Origin of the sequence: Pontibacter oryzae, from assembly GCF_003576375.1 — a bacterium.
GTDB classification, from domain to species: Bacteria; Bacteroidota; Bacteroidia; order Cytophagales; family Hymenobacteraceae; genus Pontibacter; species Pontibacter oryzae.
Genome location: NZ_QWGE01000004.1, coordinates 439,113 through 455,127, shown reverse-complemented (window position 1 = coordinate 455,127; position 16,015 = coordinate 439,113). Strand labels below are relative to the sequence as shown.

11 protein-coding genes and 1 pseudogene are annotated in these 16,015 nt (G+C 51.2%); 3 read left to right on the top strand and 9 right to left on the bottom strand.

Going from position 1 to position 16,015, the window contains the following annotated elements:
- Positions 1–32 precede the first annotated feature (32 nt).
- The 4 genes and pseudogenes from D1627_RS18460 to D1627_RS14340 all read right to left on the bottom strand — a co-directional run.
- Positions 33–1,898, bottom strand: a pseudogene (locus tag D1627_RS18460) (propionyl-CoA synthetase); the annotation flags it as partial.
- 506 nt (positions 1,899–2,404) lie between these two features.
- Entirely contained in the window at positions 2,405–4,096 is a 1,692-nt protein-coding gene (locus D1627_RS14350) for a sodium:solute symporter family protein (RefSeq protein ID WP_119432931.1), read from the bottom strand.
- A gap of 33 nt (positions 4,097–4,129) precedes the next feature.
- The gene (locus D1627_RS14345) at positions 4,130–4,393 is read right to left on the bottom strand and encodes a DUF4212 domain-containing protein (protein WP_119432930.1); all 264 of its coding nucleotides are present in this window, start codon (positions 4,391–4,393) and stop codon (positions 4,130–4,132) included.
- 316 nt (positions 4,394–4,709) lie between these two features.
- Positions 4,710–5,441 carry an SDR family NAD(P)-dependent oxidoreductase gene (locus tag D1627_RS14340; RefSeq protein WP_119432929.1) on the bottom strand — a complete coding sequence of 244 codons (732 nt, stop codon included), beginning with the start codon at positions 5,439–5,441 and terminating at the stop codon, positions 4,710–4,712.
- 129 nt (positions 5,442–5,570) lie between these two features.
- Here D1627_RS14340 and D1627_RS14335 point away from each other — a divergent pair, with 129 nt between their 5' ends.
- Positions 5,571–5,999 (top strand): hypothetical protein, encoded by a 429-nt coding sequence (locus D1627_RS14335; protein WP_119432928.1) that lies wholly within the window; start codon positions 5,571–5,573, stop codon positions 5,997–5,999.
- A gap of 87 nt (positions 6,000–6,086) precedes the next feature.
- Here D1627_RS14335 and hslU read toward each other — a convergent pair whose 3' ends face one another.
- The 3 genes from hslU to lon all read right to left on the bottom strand — a co-directional run bounded on the left by hslU (position 6,087) and on the right by lon (position 11,254).
- On the bottom strand, positions 6,087–7,478 hold the full coding sequence (gene hslU / locus D1627_RS14330) for an ATP-dependent protease ATPase subunit HslU (protein WP_119432927.1): 1,392 nt from the start codon (positions 7,476–7,478) through the stop codon (positions 6,087–6,089).
- Positions 7,479–7,546: 68 nt separating this feature from the next.
- Positions 7,547–8,590 carry a type IX secretion system protein PorQ gene (porQ, locus tag D1627_RS14325; RefSeq protein WP_119432926.1) on the bottom strand — a complete coding sequence of 348 codons (1,044 nt, stop codon included), beginning with the start codon at positions 8,588–8,590 and terminating at the stop codon, positions 7,547–7,549.
- Positions 8,591–8,767: 177 nt separating this feature from the next.
- Positions 8,768–11,254: an endopeptidase La gene (gene lon / locus D1627_RS14320; protein WP_119432925.1), complete on the bottom strand. Its 2,487-nt coding sequence runs from the start codon at positions 11,252–11,254 to the stop codon at positions 8,768–8,770.
- 227 nt (positions 11,255–11,481) lie between these two features.
- Here lon and D1627_RS14315 point away from each other — a divergent pair, with 227 nt between their 5' ends.
- On the top strand, positions 11,482–13,452 hold the full coding sequence (locus D1627_RS14315) for an OmpA family protein (RefSeq protein WP_119433046.1): 1,971 nt from the start codon (positions 11,482–11,484) through the stop codon (positions 13,450–13,452).
- A gap of 72 nt (positions 13,453–13,524) precedes the next feature.
- On the top strand, positions 13,525–14,286 hold the full coding sequence (locus D1627_RS14310; protein ID WP_119432924.1) for a DUF4184 family protein: 762 nt from the start codon (positions 13,525–13,527) through the stop codon (positions 14,284–14,286).
- A gap of 60 nt (positions 14,287–14,346) precedes the next feature.
- Here D1627_RS14310 and D1627_RS14305 read toward each other — a convergent pair whose 3' ends face one another.
- Together D1627_RS14305 and D1627_RS14300 are read right to left on the bottom strand one after the other, a co-directional pair.
- Positions 14,347–14,853 (bottom strand): DUF6702 family protein, encoded by a 507-nt coding sequence (locus D1627_RS14305; RefSeq protein WP_233555641.1) that lies wholly within the window; start codon positions 14,851–14,853, stop codon positions 14,347–14,349.
- Positions 14,854–14,922: 69 nt separating this feature from the next.
- A complete protein-coding gene (locus D1627_RS14300) occupies positions 14,923–16,011 on the bottom strand; it encodes a LysM peptidoglycan-binding domain-containing protein (RefSeq protein WP_119432923.1) in 1,089 nt (362 codons plus the stop codon).
- Positions 16,012–16,015: the final 4 nt, after the last annotated feature.

Here is a 16,015-nt window from a genome sequence, read left to right as displayed (position 1 = left end):
CCGATAAATCTCCTTTTCAGGTGCCCGTTAATCTCGGTTAATATCTCTGGGTCGTCAATAGTGGAGGGCACGGCGTAAGGCGTTCCGTCGGCGATATGGCGCAGGATGCGACGCAGTATCTTACCGGAGCGCGTTTTGGGCAGCCGTTGCACCAGCAGCACATTCCGGAAGTATGCCACTGCCCCTATTTTCTCGCGCAGCAATGCCACAAGCTCTTTCTCCAGTTCTTTCTCGGCAATGGTTTGCCCATCCTTCAGCACCACCAGGCCAACTGGCCGCTGGCCACGCAAATCATCAGCAATACCAATTACCGCACACTCAGCCACCGCCGGGTGCGAGGCAACCATCTCTTCCATCTCGCCGGTCGAGAGCCTGTGCCCCGACACGTTGATCACATCATCGATGCGGCCCATGATGTGCACATAGCCCTCCTCGTCGATGTAGCCGCCGTCGCCGGTCATGTAGTAACCCGAGAAGCGCTCTAAGTATGATTTCCGGAAGCGCTCATCGTCCTGCCACAGCGTGGGCAGGCAGCCGGGTGGCAGCGGAAGTTTTACGGCCACTATTCCCTCCTGGTTGGCAATTAGCGGCTTCCCATCCTCGTTCAGGATCTGCACATCGTAACCGCAAACAGCCTTGCCGGCAGAGCCGGGTTTGGCAGGCATCGGCTCCAGGCCCATCATGTTCGCCACCATCGGCCAGCCCGATTCCGTTTGCCACCAGTGGTCTATCACGGGCACTTGCAACAGGTCTTTGGCCCAGTGGTAGGTAGCCACATCGCATCGCTCTCCAGCTAAAAATAGGTATTTTAATGATGTTGTGCCATACTTTTTCTTGTACCGCCCGTTAGGGTCTTCTTTTTTGATGGCCCGGAAGGCGGTTGGCGCCGTGAAAAGCACCTTTACCTGGTGTTCCTGTATCACCCGCCAAAACGTGCCGGCGTTGGGCGTACGCACCGGTTTGCCCTCAAAAAGTATAGACGTGCAGCCATGGATCAGGGGGCCATAGACCAGGTAAGAATGCCCTACGGCCCAGCCCACATCCGAGGCAGCCCAGAACACATCGCCGGGGTCTACGTCGTACACGGCTTTCATGCTATACTTTAGCGCCACGGCATGGCCGCCGTTGTCGCGCACGATGCCTTTGGGCTTGCCCGTGGTGCCTGAAGTATAAAGTATGTACAGCGGGTCGGTGGCATCTACAGGTACGCAGGCGGCGGGTTCGGCTTGCTGCAATAGCTCCATATAATCCAGGTCGCGGCCCGGTTGCATACCTGCCTCTACCTGCGGCCGCTGAAAAACTACGGTGTGTTTGGGTTGATGCGTGCTGCTGTCGAGGGCCTTATCCAGAAGCGGTTTGTACGGGATCACCTTCTCGAACTCGATGCCGCAGGATGCCGAGATCACCACCTTTGGCCGGGCATCGTCGATGCGCACGCTCAGCTCGTGCGGCGCAAAGCCCCCGAACACCACCGAATGGATGGCACCCAAACGCGCACAGGCAAGCATGGCCACCACGGCTTCAGGTATAACAGGCATGTAGATCACCACGGTATCGCCTTTGCCCACACCCAGGTTCTGAAGCGCCCCGGCAAAGCGCGCCACCAGGTCCTGCAGCTCCTGGTAAGTATACTTTTTAACCACGCCTGTCACCGGTGAGTCGTAAATTAAGGCTGTTTGCCCGGCGCGGCCATTGGCTACGTGGTAATCCAGGGCCAGGTAAGCAGTGTTGAGTTTGCCTCCCTTAAACCAGCGGTAAAACCCGTTCTCGTCGGTGCTCAGGACCTGCTTCGGTGCTTCGTACCAATCGAGTTGCCGGGCCTGCTCTCCCCAGAAAGCTTCGGGGTTTTCTATACTTTGGGCATAAGCGGCTTCATAGGTTTGGGAAGGTGTTCTCATGATGCTTTGGTTTGGTGGACGTATCAGGAACCTGGTTTGGCTTTTAGCATACGTTGTTTTTACCGTGAGAGTGCGTTTTGCCAGCGTGGTATTGGTGTAGCCCAAGCTTTTTTTGCATGGCTGGTTTTGGAGCTCTCCAGGCCGTGGGGCCTCGGTTTCCCGTACGGCGCGGTGGATTGAAGCCGCTCCTCGCTCAGCTGCGGGCTGCCCTCCGGGCACTGCAATACTCCAAGGCACCTCACGGAAAAATCGGGATCATTTTCAGTAGCTAAAGCCTATGCGACCGAAACCGCGTCGTAGGGACAGGCCGTGACCTGATTTTGTAAAAATCTCAGCTACAGAGCTTATACTTTAGCGTAGGTAATGATCGCTAAACCATCCTCTAAAATCACTACCCTTAATGATGATTCGGGTGACTGGCTGGCACCATAACAGATAAGGTACTTGTGTATGCCACGAAGAGCGTTACGCAAGTACCTTATTAAAACATCCGCCAGCAAACTTACTTAATGATGCACAGTTACCTTGCTTGCTCCGCGCGGAATACGGATGTCTTCCACCAAATCCTGGATGTGGGCGGGTGGTGGTGGTGTAACACGGGATATCACAAATGAAACGCCAAAATTAAGCAGCATGCCCAGCGTACCGATGCCCTCCGGCGAAATGCCGAACCACCAGTTTTCTGGCAAATTGGCTTCCGGGCTGATGAACTTAAAGTATGAAATGTAGGCGATGGTAAATGCCAGGCCAACCACCATACCCCAGATAGCGCCCTGCTTGTTCATGCGCGTTGAGAAAATGCCCATAACAATGATCGGGAAAAAGGAGGCCGCCGCCAAGCCAAAGGCAAAAGCCACTACCTCGGCAACAAAGCCCGGCGGGTAAATACCGAAATAGCCCGCCACTACAACGGCTGCCGTTGCCGCAAGCCGCGCTGCGATCAGCTCATGCTTTTCGGAGATATCCGGCATAAAGGAGTTCTTCAGCAGGTCGTGGGAGATGGAGGTAGAAATAACCAGCAGCAAGCCCGCCGCCGTAGAGAGTGCCGCCGCCAAACCACCCGCCGCTACCAGGGCAATCACCCAATTGGGCAGGTTAGCAATCTCTGGGTTTGCCAGCACCATAATGTCCTTATCGATGGTAAGCTCGTTGGCATCCGGGTTCTTGACGTACTGAATGCGCCCGTCGCCGTTTTTATCGTCTATGCTTATCAGCTTGGTTTTCTGCCAGTTTTGCACCCACTGCGGCATCTCCGAAATGGGCCTGTTGCTGATGTTGTTGATCATGTTGTAGCGGCCAAAAGCACCGATGGCCGGGGCCGTAGTATAAAGTATGGCGATAAAGACCAGCGCATACCCCGCCGATTTTCGGGCATCCTTCACTTTTGGCACCGTGAAAAAGCGCACGATCACGTGAGGCAAACCGGCCGTTCCCACCATCAGGGCTGCGGTTATAAAGAATACGTCGATGGTTGATTTGGTGCCGCTGGTATACTCGGCAAAGCCCAGCTCTGTCAGCATGCCATCGAGTTTAGTCAGCAGCGGTGTGCCGTCGGCCACCTTGCCGCCCAGCCCCAGTTGCGGAATCGGGTTGCCAGTTAGCATAAACGAGATGAAGATGGCAGGCACCATGTAGGCAAAGATCAGCACGCAAAACTGCGCCACCTGGGTATAGGTTATACCCTTCATACCGCCCAGCACAGCGTAAAACAGCACGATCACCATACCGATGATCACGCCAGTCTCAATCTGAACCTCCAGGAAACGCGAAAACACAATGCCCACGCCACGCATTTGCCCGGCCACGTAGGTAAACGACACAAAAATGGCGCACACCACGGCCACCAAACGCGCCGTTCTGGAATAATAGCGGTCGCCTACAAAGTCGGGCACGGTAAACTTGCCGAACTTGCGCAGGTATGGCGCCAGCAGCAATGCTAGCAGCACGTAGCCGCCCGTCCAGCCCATCAGGTACACCGAGCCGTCGTAGCCCATAAAGGAGATCAGGCCGGCCATAGAGATAAAGGAGGCGGCGCTCATCCAGTCGGCGGCAGTGGCCATGCCGTTTGCCAGCGGGCTCACGCCTCCGCCAGCCACGTAAAACTCTTTGGTAGACCCGGCCCGCGACCAGATGGCAATACCGATGTACAGGGCAAACGTAATCCCGACGAGCAGGTATGTCCAAGCTAAAATTCCCATTGCTGCGTTTGTTTTAAGGGTGAGATGGAATTGTTAATCTTCGTGCACGTCAAACTCCTTATCGAGTTTGTTCATCAGAAAAACATAGACAAAAATGATGATCACGAAGCAGTAGATCGCGCCTTGCTGCGCAAACCAGAATCCCAGCTTAAAACCTCCGAGCGAGAACCGGTTCAGTTCATCCACCAGCAGAATGCCGAACAGGTACGACACCGCGAACCAAAGCCCCAGTAGCGTAAGCAGGATGCGCACGTTGCGCCGCCAGTACTCCCTCATTTTCTGTTTGTTGTCTTCCATACTTGCTTAGAGTTTTACCTTATAAGTAGACTTTGTTAAAGCACGCTTGCACGCAAGCCGTATCCTGGCATGGTTCGTTCGGATAAAAAATTCATCAGCCTGCAGTATAAGCGGGTTTTGCGATATTTTATACATTGCGCACCATACACCACTTACATACTGCCCATGTATGGCGCTATATAGTATGTTAAGATATAATATGTTAAGCAGCAATTCTATACTTCCGGCATCTAAATTTTTGACTCTGAAGCCCTAACATAAAAAACCCTGTGCTGTGGCACAGGGTTTTTCTGAATCATCATTGTTGAAACAATTTTTAGGGCATATCACGCACCGATACGACCACCTCGTTATACTTGTAGGTGTTTTGCAAGAACTGATGGATTTTTTGTGCCACCTGCTCCAGTGAGGCTAGTTCATTATTCTCCTTATACTTCCTGAACTTATCTACGGTGCTGAATTTGCTGGCGTCGCTGTGCCGGATCTCTTCCTGCATGTGCGTATCCACCACGCCCGGTGAGAGCGCATACACGCGCACATTTGCGCCACGCTTCTCCTGCTCCAGCTGCACCGTTTTCGAAAGCATGTCCAGAGCTGCTTTGGAGGCGCAGTAACTCGCCCAACCATCTACAGGGCTCTTGCCCGCGCCAGAACTTATGTTCACGATAACTTTTTCCGCTTCGAGCTGCTGGTATACCTGCAGAAACGTGTTCATCAGCATAGCAGGCACAATCACGTTTACATCAAACACAAACTCGAAGCGCTCGTTAGGCATGTTTTCGCCCACGTACCCAATGTCGCCGAGCACGCCGGCATTATTTACCAGCACCAGCCGCTCCGCATCGGGGTAAGGCAAAAAAACCTTGTGCAGGTTATGTTCAACGGCCTCAATATCAGAAAAATCCAGGGGTTGGTGGCGATAGTTAGGGTGTTTTATGTTGCAGGTGCGCGATACGCCCACTACCCGGTTATTATCGTCTTCCAGCAGTTCTTCGGCCAAGGCTTTACCTATGCCTTTGCTGGCTCCGGTGATAATATAGATGTTCATATGTTTTCTAATAAATAATGATTTAAATCATATTAGCATAAATATATGCCCAATAACTTTGCTTGATTTTTTTGAACAAATCGGCAAGATGCTGATTACTTATACTACCTAAGGCAAACGGCAAAAGTTATGGAACCCGAGATAATGAGATTAGATGAGTCAGTTTGTGTTGCCGAAGCCTCACATTTTGTACTAGAGTACCAAGAAGCGCTTTGCCTTTCGAGGATTACCTGGAAACGCAAGCCAAGCAGCCTGGAATATAGGCATGCAATTACTTATTGGCTTGAGCACCTTAAAAAGAACAAAGTAGAACGAACATTATTTAACAACTCGCACGCTGGCTTAATTAGCGATGAGGATGTTGCCTGGAGTGAGTATTACATTAAGAATTTGCTTCCTAAAACCAACCTTAGGAAATCAGCGTCAGTAGTTTCTAACAACATACTGCAGCGTATGCTAATCCGTAACATGTATGCTGAAAGAAAGCCTATTTACTTTCAGATGGAATTTTTCTCTGAAGAGCAGCAAGCATACCATTGGCTTACATCCCCATCTTAATTAAAAAAAGCTGGTGCCTCCGTAGAGGCACCAGCTTTTTTTAACATAACTAACATATCAACTTTCTTTTTAATGAGCAGTAACACGTTAAAGTATATATTGGCTCAGGTCGCGGTTTTTAACCATGCCCGATAATTTTTCCTGCACCATGGCTCTGTCTACCAGGATATGCGCGTTGGCACCGATCTTGTCCGGCACATCGAACAGGATGTCGTTTAGCAGACGGCTCATAACCGTATGTAGGCGGCGGGCACCGATGTTCTCTACTTCCGTATTTACTTCGTAGGCAATGGAAGCAATCTCGTCCAGCGCCTCGTCATGGAAGGTAAGCTCTACTTCCTCTGCCGACAAAAGTGCCTCGTACTGCTTGGTAAGCGCATTTTTCGGGAACTTCAGGATCTGGTAGAAATCGTCCTTGGTCAGGCTGTCCAGCTCCACGCGTATCGGGAAGCGGCCCTGCAACTCCGGAATAAGGTCTGATGGCTTGGCCACATGAAACGCACCAGCGGCGATGAACAGAATATGGTCGGTGTTGATGATGCCATACTTGGTGTTCACCGTGGAACCCTCCACAATCGGAAGGAGGTCGCGCTGCACGCCTTCGCGGCTTACATCCGGGCCTCCACCTTTTTTGCTGGAGCTAGCCACTTTGTCAATCTCATCAATAAAGATCACGCCCGAGTTCTCGGCTTTAAAGATCGCCTCTTCCTTCACCTCATCCATATCAATGAGTTTGGAGGCCTCTTCTTCCAGCAGCAGCTTACGTGCCTCGGCAATGGTTACTTTGCGCTTCTTGGTTTTCTTCGGCATCATGCCGCTGATCATCTCCTGAATGTTCATCATAGAGGCTTCGTCCATGCCCGGACCCATAGCGCCAATACCTGGCATGCTGCTCTGCTGTATCCTGATCTCGATCTTGCGGTCTTCCAGCTCTCCGTTTCGAATCTTCTCACGGAATTTCTCGCGGGTGCGCTCGTTCAGCTCATAATCGTTGTCGGGCATCGCGTTCGGGTCGGAAGTGGTGGAGACAGGCATGCCCGAGCGGCCCTGAATTGGCGGAATAAGCGCATCCAGGATGATGTCTTCCACCATCTCGGCAGCTTTTTGCTTCACTTCCTCTTTTTTCTTCTGCTTCACCATGTTCACCGACTGCTCTACCAGGTCGCGCACCATGCTTTCTACGTCGCGGCCCACATAACCTACTTCGGTAAACTTTGAGGCTTCCACTTTGGTAAAAGGCGCATCAGCAATTTTTGCCAGGCGGCGGGCAATCTCTGTTTTACCCACACCGGTTGCCCCGATCATCAGAATGTTATTGGGCACGATGTCGCTTTGGATGCTCTTGTCGGCATTCATGCGGCGCCAGCGGTTGCGCAGCGCAATGGCTACGTTGCGTTTAGCGTCTTTCTGCCCGATGATATATTTATCCAGCTCCGCTACAATCTGGGCTGGTGTTAAGGATGCGATATTATCTAACATGTCTTATTCTTGTATTTAAAAATTAACCCTGGCCTAAGCTACATACAAGCCACTTTGCCGTTTGGTTATTAACTGCTCTTCTTTTTGAGGAAAGTGCTCGTGCTGGTGGCAACGGAAATATAGTGCGTGGCGCCGGACGGGTGAAAAAAGGCGCTGCCATAGTTTAGCTCAAACCTGCGCACCCGCAACATGGCCCCTAGCGAAAAACCTGCCCCTCCTGATTTAGTATCTAAACGAAGCTCTTTGCGCCGCATGTGGTTGTAACCCGCCCGCAGCTGAAAATTGTTGCTGAACACAAACTCGGTGCCCACTACAAAGTGCCGTGCTATTTTATCGCCTAGCTTTTTCTCCTCCTTCACTTCGTTGCCGTTTTCGTCCAGCTTGCCCGGTGCGTTGGGGTCCAGGTACACAATATCGAACTGGTAAAGGCGGTGCGCGGTAAGCGAAAGCCGGACCGGCATGTGCTCTGGCTTATAAGTTACGCCCAGTTGAGCATCCCAGGGCATTTGCTGCCGCTCGCTGCCAGTATAGGTTTTGACTTGGTAGCCCACATTTTTAAAAGCTAGCCCTACCGTGAAATCCTTTTCCGGGTGCTTGAACACGGCACCGGCATCGGCAAGCACACCTACTGCCTGCTCGCCAGCCATACTTGAAACCGCGACTTTGGCGGTTGCCCCAAGCGTAAAGGCTTCCATTTGCCGGGAATGGGTCAGGCCAACCGCATACTCGTTTACGTTGAAAGTACCCAGTTCCATACCTGTCGCGTCGCGTTGCACGAAGTCGCCGTAGTTCAGGTAATGTATACTTGCCGCCCAACGGCCATACTTCTCCGAGTTAAACGCATAAGCAGCCTGGCTTTGCGTAATGTCGGCCAGATAACCCGCATAACTCAGGCTTACCTGGTTATCCATCTCCTCGCGCAGCAAGGCCGGGTTTGCCCAAACCATACTTACATCGTGCGCGCCAGCGGTAATATTTACGCCGCCCAAAGCAGCCTGCTTGGCACTGCCTGGCAACTCCAGAAACGAAAAGCCCCGCTGGCCACCAACCTGCGCCTGCGCTTGCAGGGCAAAGGCTAAAAGAAGTATGGCCAGTAGTTTAGCTCGTTGCATGCAGGTTTTAATGTTGACTAATTGAACTTTGAATGACTGAATATTAAACTGCTTTGCGTACAAATTTATACTTGCCCAACAGACACGCTCAGTATGGTTATACAGCAGCGTTAACAGCTCATATGTAAAAACTCATTCGCTCATTCAAGACCCAATTAGTCAAATTTTGGGTTTTGCTTAATCTTCGCTTCCCTTCTCTTCCTTAACGGTGAGCTGAAGCGGGTATTTTACTTTTTCTTTCAGCAGCGCAATCTTCACCACTTCATCCACACGGTCCACGTAATGGATGGTCAGGCCCTTGATGTACTGGTCCGGAATTTCGTTGATGTCTTTTTTATTCTTCTGGCAAAGTATGATATCAGAGATACCGGCGCGCTTGGCAGCCAGGATCTTCTCTTTGATACCGCCAACCGGCAACACTTTCCCGCGCAGGGTAATCTCGCCGGTCATGGCTAACCTTGGCCTTACTTTGCGCTGCGTAAACACCGAGGCAATGGAAGTAAAGATGGCAATACCCGCCGATGGCCCGTCTTTCGGCACAGCGCCTTCCGGGAAATGTATGTGCAGGTCGTACTGGTCGAACAGGCGGTAATCTATCTCCAGCAGCTCAGCATGTGCCTTTAAGTATGAAATAGCCGTCATGGCTGATTCCTTCATCACGTCGCCCAGTTGGCCCGAAAGCGTAAGCTTGCCTTTGCCGCGGCTAAGTATACTTTCGATGAACAGGATGTCGCCACCCACCGAGGTCCAGGCAAGGCCCGTAACCACACCTGCCGTGTCAATGTCCTGGTAAATCTCCTTGTCAAAAATCTCCGAGCCCAGTATTTTCACCACGTCATCCGGCTTGATGGATTTGGCAAACTCCTCTTCCATAGCCTTCTGCTTAGCTGTGTTGCGCACCAGCTGCCCCAGTTTGCGTTCCAGGTTTCTTACCCCAGACTCACGGGTATAATCATCGATCACCTTCTGTATAGTGGCTTTCGGAACCTTTACATCCTCTGGCTCCAAGCCGTGCTCTGTCAACTGCTTCGGCACCAGATGGCGCTTAGCAATCTCCGTCTTCTCCTCTAAAGTATAACCGGTCAGCTCAATAATCTCCATACGGTCGCGCAGGGCTGGCTGTATCGTTTCCAGCGAGTTAGCCGTCGCGATGAATAACACCTTTGAGAGGTCATACTCTACATCCAGGTAGTTGTCCATGAACGTATGGTTCTGCTCCGGGTCCAGCACCTCCAGCAGCGCTGAAGACGGGTCGCCACGGAAATCAGAAGCCAGTTTATCGATCTCGTCAAGTATGATTACCGGGTTGGATGAGCCTGTTTTTTTGATTTGGCTGATGATCTTGCCCGGCATGGCGCCCACATAGGTGCGGCGGTGGCCTCGGATCTCTGCCTCATCGCGCACACCGCCTAACGACATACGCACGTAGTTGCGGCCCAGTGCTTTGGCAATAGAGCGGCCCAACGAGGTTTTACCCACACCCGGAGGTCCGTAAAGGCACAGAATAGGCGCCTTCATGTCGTTTTTCAGCTTTAGCACAGCCAAGTATTCCAGAATGCGTTCTTTTACCTTCTCCAGCCCATAATGGTCTGCGTCCAGTATCTTTTTAGTGCGCTTTAGGTTGAAATTATCCTTGGTATACTCGCTCCAAGGCAGGTCCAGCAGGAACTCCAGGTAGCTAACTGCCACCGGGTATTCAGCTGCCTGCGGATTGAGGCGCGCCAGTTTATCTATCTCTTTCTTAAAATGCAGGGCAACAGCCTCCGGCCATTTCTTTTTCTTGGCACGCTCCCGGAAGCGCTCGATTTCCTGGTCCGGCCCTTCCTGTCCCAACTCATCCTGTAATACCTTTATCTGCTGGCGCAAGAAATAGTCGCGCTGCTGCTGATCGATGTCGGTATGTACTTTAGAGTGAATTTCCTGCTTCAGTTCCAGCAACTGGATCTCGCGCAGCATTAGCTCCAGCAACTGCGTGCCACGCTCCTTGCCGTCGTTTACCTCTAGCAGTTCCTGCTTTTGGGCCATCTCCACGTTCAGGTTGCTCGATAGGAAGTGCGTCAGGAAGCTGGGGCTGTCTATGTTATCCAGGGCAACTTGGGCCTCCTGCGGAATTTCAGGGTTCAGCTTCAGCATTTTGGCTGCCGCATCTTTCAGCGACTGCACCAAGGCTTTTACCTCCTTTTTAGACTTATCCATCGGTGTTTCCTCGCACAGGCTAACGCGGGCGGCCAAATATGGCTCCTCCTGCGTTACCTCCTCAATCTTGAAGCGGCTCTGACCCTGGATAATGATCGTGGTATTGCCATCAGGCAGCACCAGCATTTTTAAAATCTTGGCTACGGTGCCAATTTCGTAGAGATCCTCGGCAGCCGGGTCATCGGAAGTAGTGTTTTTTTGTGCCACCACGCCAATTACTTTGCCACCGCTATGCGCTTTACGCACCAGCTTGACAGACTTTTTGCGGCTCACCGTAATGGGCAGCACCACCCCCGGGAACAACACAGTGTTCCGAACGGCTAGTATAGGCAACTCATCAGGGAGGTCTTCAAGTTTTATATCATCCTCTACCTCAGCGGTTATAATCGGAATAAGCTCTGTACTTTCGTCGTCAGAAATACTACTAAGGAGTAAGTTTTGTAGAAAATGCTCTAATGTATGGTTCATATGTAGATCAATGCCATTATGACAGGAAAACCTTTATTTCCCCCGGTTTTCTTGTACTGCTGTAGTTATGTCAAGCTGTGTGCCAAGGCGCGGCTGCCTGCTGATTTGTCCGGCTTCAGGCGCGTTCAGGTGCAGTTCCCTAAAAAAGTACCCCCTAGAATCGGCACGTTTACAATTATATAGCACAAATGTAATATCTTTGGCCTTTGGACAAAATTGCACAGCCGATGAAACGTTTGCTTCTGTTGGTCCTTTTACTGATGCTGCACCTGGCTGCTTTCCGGGTGCAGGCGCAGCAGTATAAGCACATCCCGCTCAACGAGCCGGATGCCGGCATTAAGGTCCAAACAAAGCAGGCTTCCCCCGAGCCTCAACTTGATTTCCCCAATTTAAACAAAATCCCTTATTATCACGACCGCAAGCAGCTCTCTACGATACAAAAACTTGAGCGGCGCAAGCAGTATGACAAAGTCCTGCCTCTGCTGGATGCCTATGTACGCAAGTTTGGCATTCAGAATTTTTACAAGGATACGCATTTACTCTGGCGCCTGGGCCAGTTGCACGAACGGCAAGGCAACCCAGCCATGGCAAAAGCGTTTTACCGCCTGGTTCTGAAACACCACCGTACCGACGTACGCCGTGTAAAGTCTTATTACGACTCACTAGACCAAAACACCAAAGATTATTACGTCCCGCTTACCCATTACTATGAGTTGGTAGAGTACCGGAAATCCATTGCCACGTTTAAGCCGCCTAAGGGCGTATACCTAAATATGGGCAACGCTATTAACTCCCCTTATGCGGATTACGGCCCTACGTTGAGCGATGAAAATGAGCTGTTTATTTTCACCTCGAAGAGAAACATAGACGACTTGAAAGGACGCTCTAATGAGGATCTGTTTTACAGCAAGCAGAACAATGGATTCTGGGAAGAGGCCAAATCCTTTGGCAAGCCCATTAACAGCATTTATAACGAGGGCTCCGCCTGCCTGAGCCGTGATGGCAAAACCTTATACTTCACACGCTGCGAAGCACCCGATAGCTACGGAAACTGCGATATTTATGAGGCCACACGGCAGCCTGATGGCGCGTGGGGGCAGATCAGGAACCTGGGCCAGCAGGTAAACAGCAAAGCCTGGGACTCGCAGCCAACGCTCTCTATGCAGGAAGACACGTTATACTTTGCCTCTGACCGCCTGGGCGGCTTTGGCCTTTCCGACATATACTTCACCCACAAAACAAAAGCGGGCACCTGGGCACCCGCTGAAAACCTCGGCCCTGTGGTAAACACCCGCGAGAGCGAGGTAAGCCCATTTCTGCATCCTAAGTTTCAGGTTTTATACTTTAGCTCGCGCGGCCAACTAAACAATTTTGGAGATTTTGACATTTATAAAACCTACAGGGCACAGGGGCACTGGCAGGAGCCGCGCAATATAGGCCCGCTAGTAAACGGCCGTGGCAGCGAGTACTATTTCACCATCGATGCCGCCTCCAGGAATTTATACTATGCGCGCTCCGAGCCAGATGACATCCAGAACCTGGACCTATACTCCTTCCCGCTACCCATGGAAGCGCACCCGCTGGCCGTTACCAAAGTAGAAGGCACCCTGACCGATTCGATCACAAACAAGCCGCTTTCCGGGGTTATCTCTATCATTGATATGGATACTGGCATCGAAATATCAAGCAAGTACGTGCGGCCCGACGGCTCCTTTGAGTTTGACCTGATCGATAGCACCCGCTACATAATCCTGATCCAGAGCCCGGACTTTTTTACCATTGAGCGCGAATTGGATCTTCGGGGCGATACCTCTATCAATGTAATGACGACGGTGATTGACTACAGCATCCCGTTGGTGTTTCAGAACATTGAGTTTGACCAAAACCAATCAGCTATAAAGCCCGAGATGGAGCCGGTCCTGAACGAGGTAGCCTACTTCCTGGTGGACCACCCAACTTACCGCCTGGAGATTGCAGGCCATACCGACAGCGCTGGCGACCCCGACTTTAACCTCTCGCTGTCTCAGGACCGCGCCGATGCGATTAAGCGATATATTGAGCGGCTCGTGAAAATAGAAGATGGTCGTATCGATGCCATCGGTTACGGTAGCCGCAAGCCCATCCGCGAGGAGCTTACCCAGGAAGACAGGCGTATTAACCGCCGGGTAGAATTTATCATCATCAAGCCAAAAAAATAAACTTTCCCTTCGGTCAAAGTCTATACCTGCGCCCCGCTGTTTCCGTTATACTCTCTGGAATCTGAACATACTATGCCTTTTACTGCTGCACATCCAGCCATTATACTTCCTTTGCTGCGCCGCCATGGCCGCTGGTTATCTGTAACCGGTTTGGTGCTTGGCAGCATGGCCCCGGATTTTGAGTATTTTTTCCGGCTTCGGACTAAAAGCCTGTTAAGCCATTCATTACCTGGCCTGTTCGTTTTTGACCTGCCTCTGGTGCTACTGCTAAGTATACTTTTCCATGGTGTGGTGCGCGAGCAAGTTGTTAGGAACCTGCCATGGTATTTTAAGCGGCGCGCCCTGGCTGTGCCTGTAATTCCGAACTGGAGGGCTTACCTGAGGCAAAACTGGCTGGCGGTTTCCATATCCGCGCTTATCGGGGCGGCTTCCCATATTTTCTGGGATAGCTTTACCCACGACTCTGGATACTTTGTAAAAAGCCTGCCTATACTTGCCACATACGTTCGCATACCAGTGGTTAATTTCTACATGGAGGTTTGCCGCATGGTGCAGCACCTGAGCACGCTGGTTGGTTTTGCGCTTATACTTTGGCACGTGCACTATCTGCCTGCAGTCTCGCAACTAGCCGTGAAACGAAGCCATTGGATTGGGTTCTGGCTTTGGATATTTGTCGGTGGCTGCTTTTTCCTGATGCTAAATCTTCTGCTCAGGCAACACCTCAGCCAAATGGGCTCAAGTATTGGCGTAACGCTTATCAGTGGCTGGATGCTCGCGCTCCTGCTTACCATCGCCGCTGACAAAATGCGCCACCTCGTTTATAACAAGCTCTAATAAAGAAAAGGCCGAACCACATGTAGCAGCTCAGCCTTTCCTTATACTTTTAAACAACTCTTATAGGTCAACCTTTTTGGTTGTTTCGCCGCGTTGCAGCAGCACACTTTCCGTTTTGCCTTTATAGTTGATGTTCACAATGTTCATCTGGTCTGCATACAGCTCAGTTATTATTGCGTTCTTTACATAAAGTTGCGGCAAGGTAGCCTGCTTTACCGGTACCTCCACATACATCCAAACCACATCGGCGTCCTCTTCGGAGCCTACAAAATGCTGCGCCAGAAGCTTTCCTTTCTCTACCTCAAAGCTAAGGTTGGCTTGCAGATACTCGGCAAGATATTTCTTTACCTGCTCTGAGTTGTTGCTATACGTTACTTTTGATTTGTTGCGTTTAGTCAAGGCATCCTCCAGGTCATCCATAAACACCTTAATGGCAACCTCCAGGCTCTGCGTGCGCGGGTTAAAGCGCACATCGGCAATGCTCGCGTGGTACTCGTGGGCAAATACAGGCCGAACAACTATGATTAGGCTCAGCGCAAACAGGATAGTCAGGAATTTATACTTCATGGTGCAGGATAATGCAAGGTTACAAACTGCTTAAGGTCTGCAAAGTTAATACCAGTTCTGGAAGTATACTTACCTTTCTTTGGGCAGGTCGGCCAGCACGCGCTGCGCCATATTGGGCATGCTCTCGCTTACGATGCGCTGTACATCGTTAACGTTGGAGTGAAAAGGCACCAGCACTTTATTACCCGACACCAGTTCCCCGTTGCTGCTATAAATGCTGTAATGCACGGTAAAGTCGCGCTCGTAGTTCATGGCGGCACGGTCCAGGCAGTTCTCGTAGTTCGTTTTCACCTCAAACTGGTTGATGAAAACATAGTAATCGATGCCGTACTGGTTGTTGAAGTAGCTGAAAAACTCTGGATCGGTAACGGTAACGCCAAAATGCTTGCTCGGGTCTTTGGCCACAGGCAGCGAGTCCGGCTCACCGATGCGACTCAGTTTTGTTTTTTGGTTTTTCACCCAGTTGAGTACGCCAGACTGATCCTCTCGCACCGCAGGCTGATGGTTATACTTGGATTGCTTGTTATCCTGGTAGTTATAGTTCAGAGAGCCATAAATGCGGCTTAGTTCACTTACGCTGTCGCGGTACACGCCGCCTAGCAAATGTATGGTTTCGTAGCCCTGGGGTGCCAGCATGGCGTTTAGTCTGCCTCTAAATACATGGCGCACGTTTTGGCGCGGAATTTTAGACTGACGGGCAATTTCGTAATCGGAATCGGAGAAGTATAAATGCGGATCGAAGGGGATGACCAGCACACGGCTTTTGGTTTTGTAAGCTGCTGAATTTGGCGCCGGGGCCGGAGCCGCAGAAGAGCTTTCGCGGGTTGCCGGAGCGGTATTGCCATACGTGGCAGGAGCCGTGGCGGCGGCCTGTATACTTTTAGTGCTTAGGCTCGGGTTGCTAAGGTTTAGGGCTTGGCCAGCCTGCAATTGGTCGCCGTTCCAGTGTTGCAGCGAATCCAGGGGGATGTTGAAGCGGCGGGCAAGGCTGTAAAAGGTATCGCCTTGCTGCACCACGTATACGCTATCGCCAGGAGCGGCAATAGCGTACAGGTTTATACTTACAGGCGCGGTAGCCGGAGCTGCTTTTACCTGGTTTAGTGCAAAAAATAGAACTAGGGTTAAAAAAGGATAAGCTAAGCGTAAGATGGGTTTCATTTAG

Coding starts and splice junctions, on each gene's coding strand:
- D1627_RS14350 (WP_119432931.1), bottom strand. CDS start 4,096: ATGGGAATTTTAGCTTGGACATACCTGCTCGTCGGGATTACGTTTGCC.
- D1627_RS14345 (WP_119432930.1), bottom strand. CDS start 4,393: ATGGAAGACAACAAACAGAAAATGAGGGAGTACTGGCGGCGCAACGTG.
- D1627_RS14340 (WP_119432929.1), bottom strand. CDS start 5,441: ATGAACATCTATATTATCACCGGAGCCAGCAAAGGCATAGGTAAAGCC.
- D1627_RS14335 (WP_119432928.1), top strand. CDS start 5,571: ATGGAACCCGAGATAATGAGATTAGATGAGTCAGTTTGTGTTGCCGAA.
- hslU (WP_119432927.1), bottom strand. CDS start 7,478: ATGTTAGATAATATCGCATCCTTAACACCAGCCCAGATTGTAGCGGAG.
- porQ (WP_119432926.1), bottom strand. CDS start 8,590: ATGCAACGAGCTAAACTACTGGCCATACTTCTTTTAGCCTTTGCCCTG.
- lon (WP_119432925.1), bottom strand. CDS start 11,254: ATGAACCATACATTAGAGCATTTTCTACAAAACTTACTCCTTAGTAGT.
- D1627_RS14315 (WP_119433046.1), top strand. CDS start 11,482: ATGAAACGTTTGCTTCTGTTGGTCCTTTTACTGATGCTGCACCTGGCT.
- D1627_RS14310 (WP_119432924.1), top strand. CDS start 13,525: ATGCCTTTTACTGCTGCACATCCAGCCATTATACTTCCTTTGCTGCGC.
- D1627_RS14305 (WP_233555641.1), bottom strand. CDS start 14,853: ATGAAGTATAAATTCCTGACTATCCTGTTTGCGCTGAGCCTAATCATA.
- D1627_RS14300 (WP_119432923.1), bottom strand. CDS start 16,011: ATGAAACCCATCTTACGCTTAGCTTATCCTTTTTTAACCCTAGTTCTA.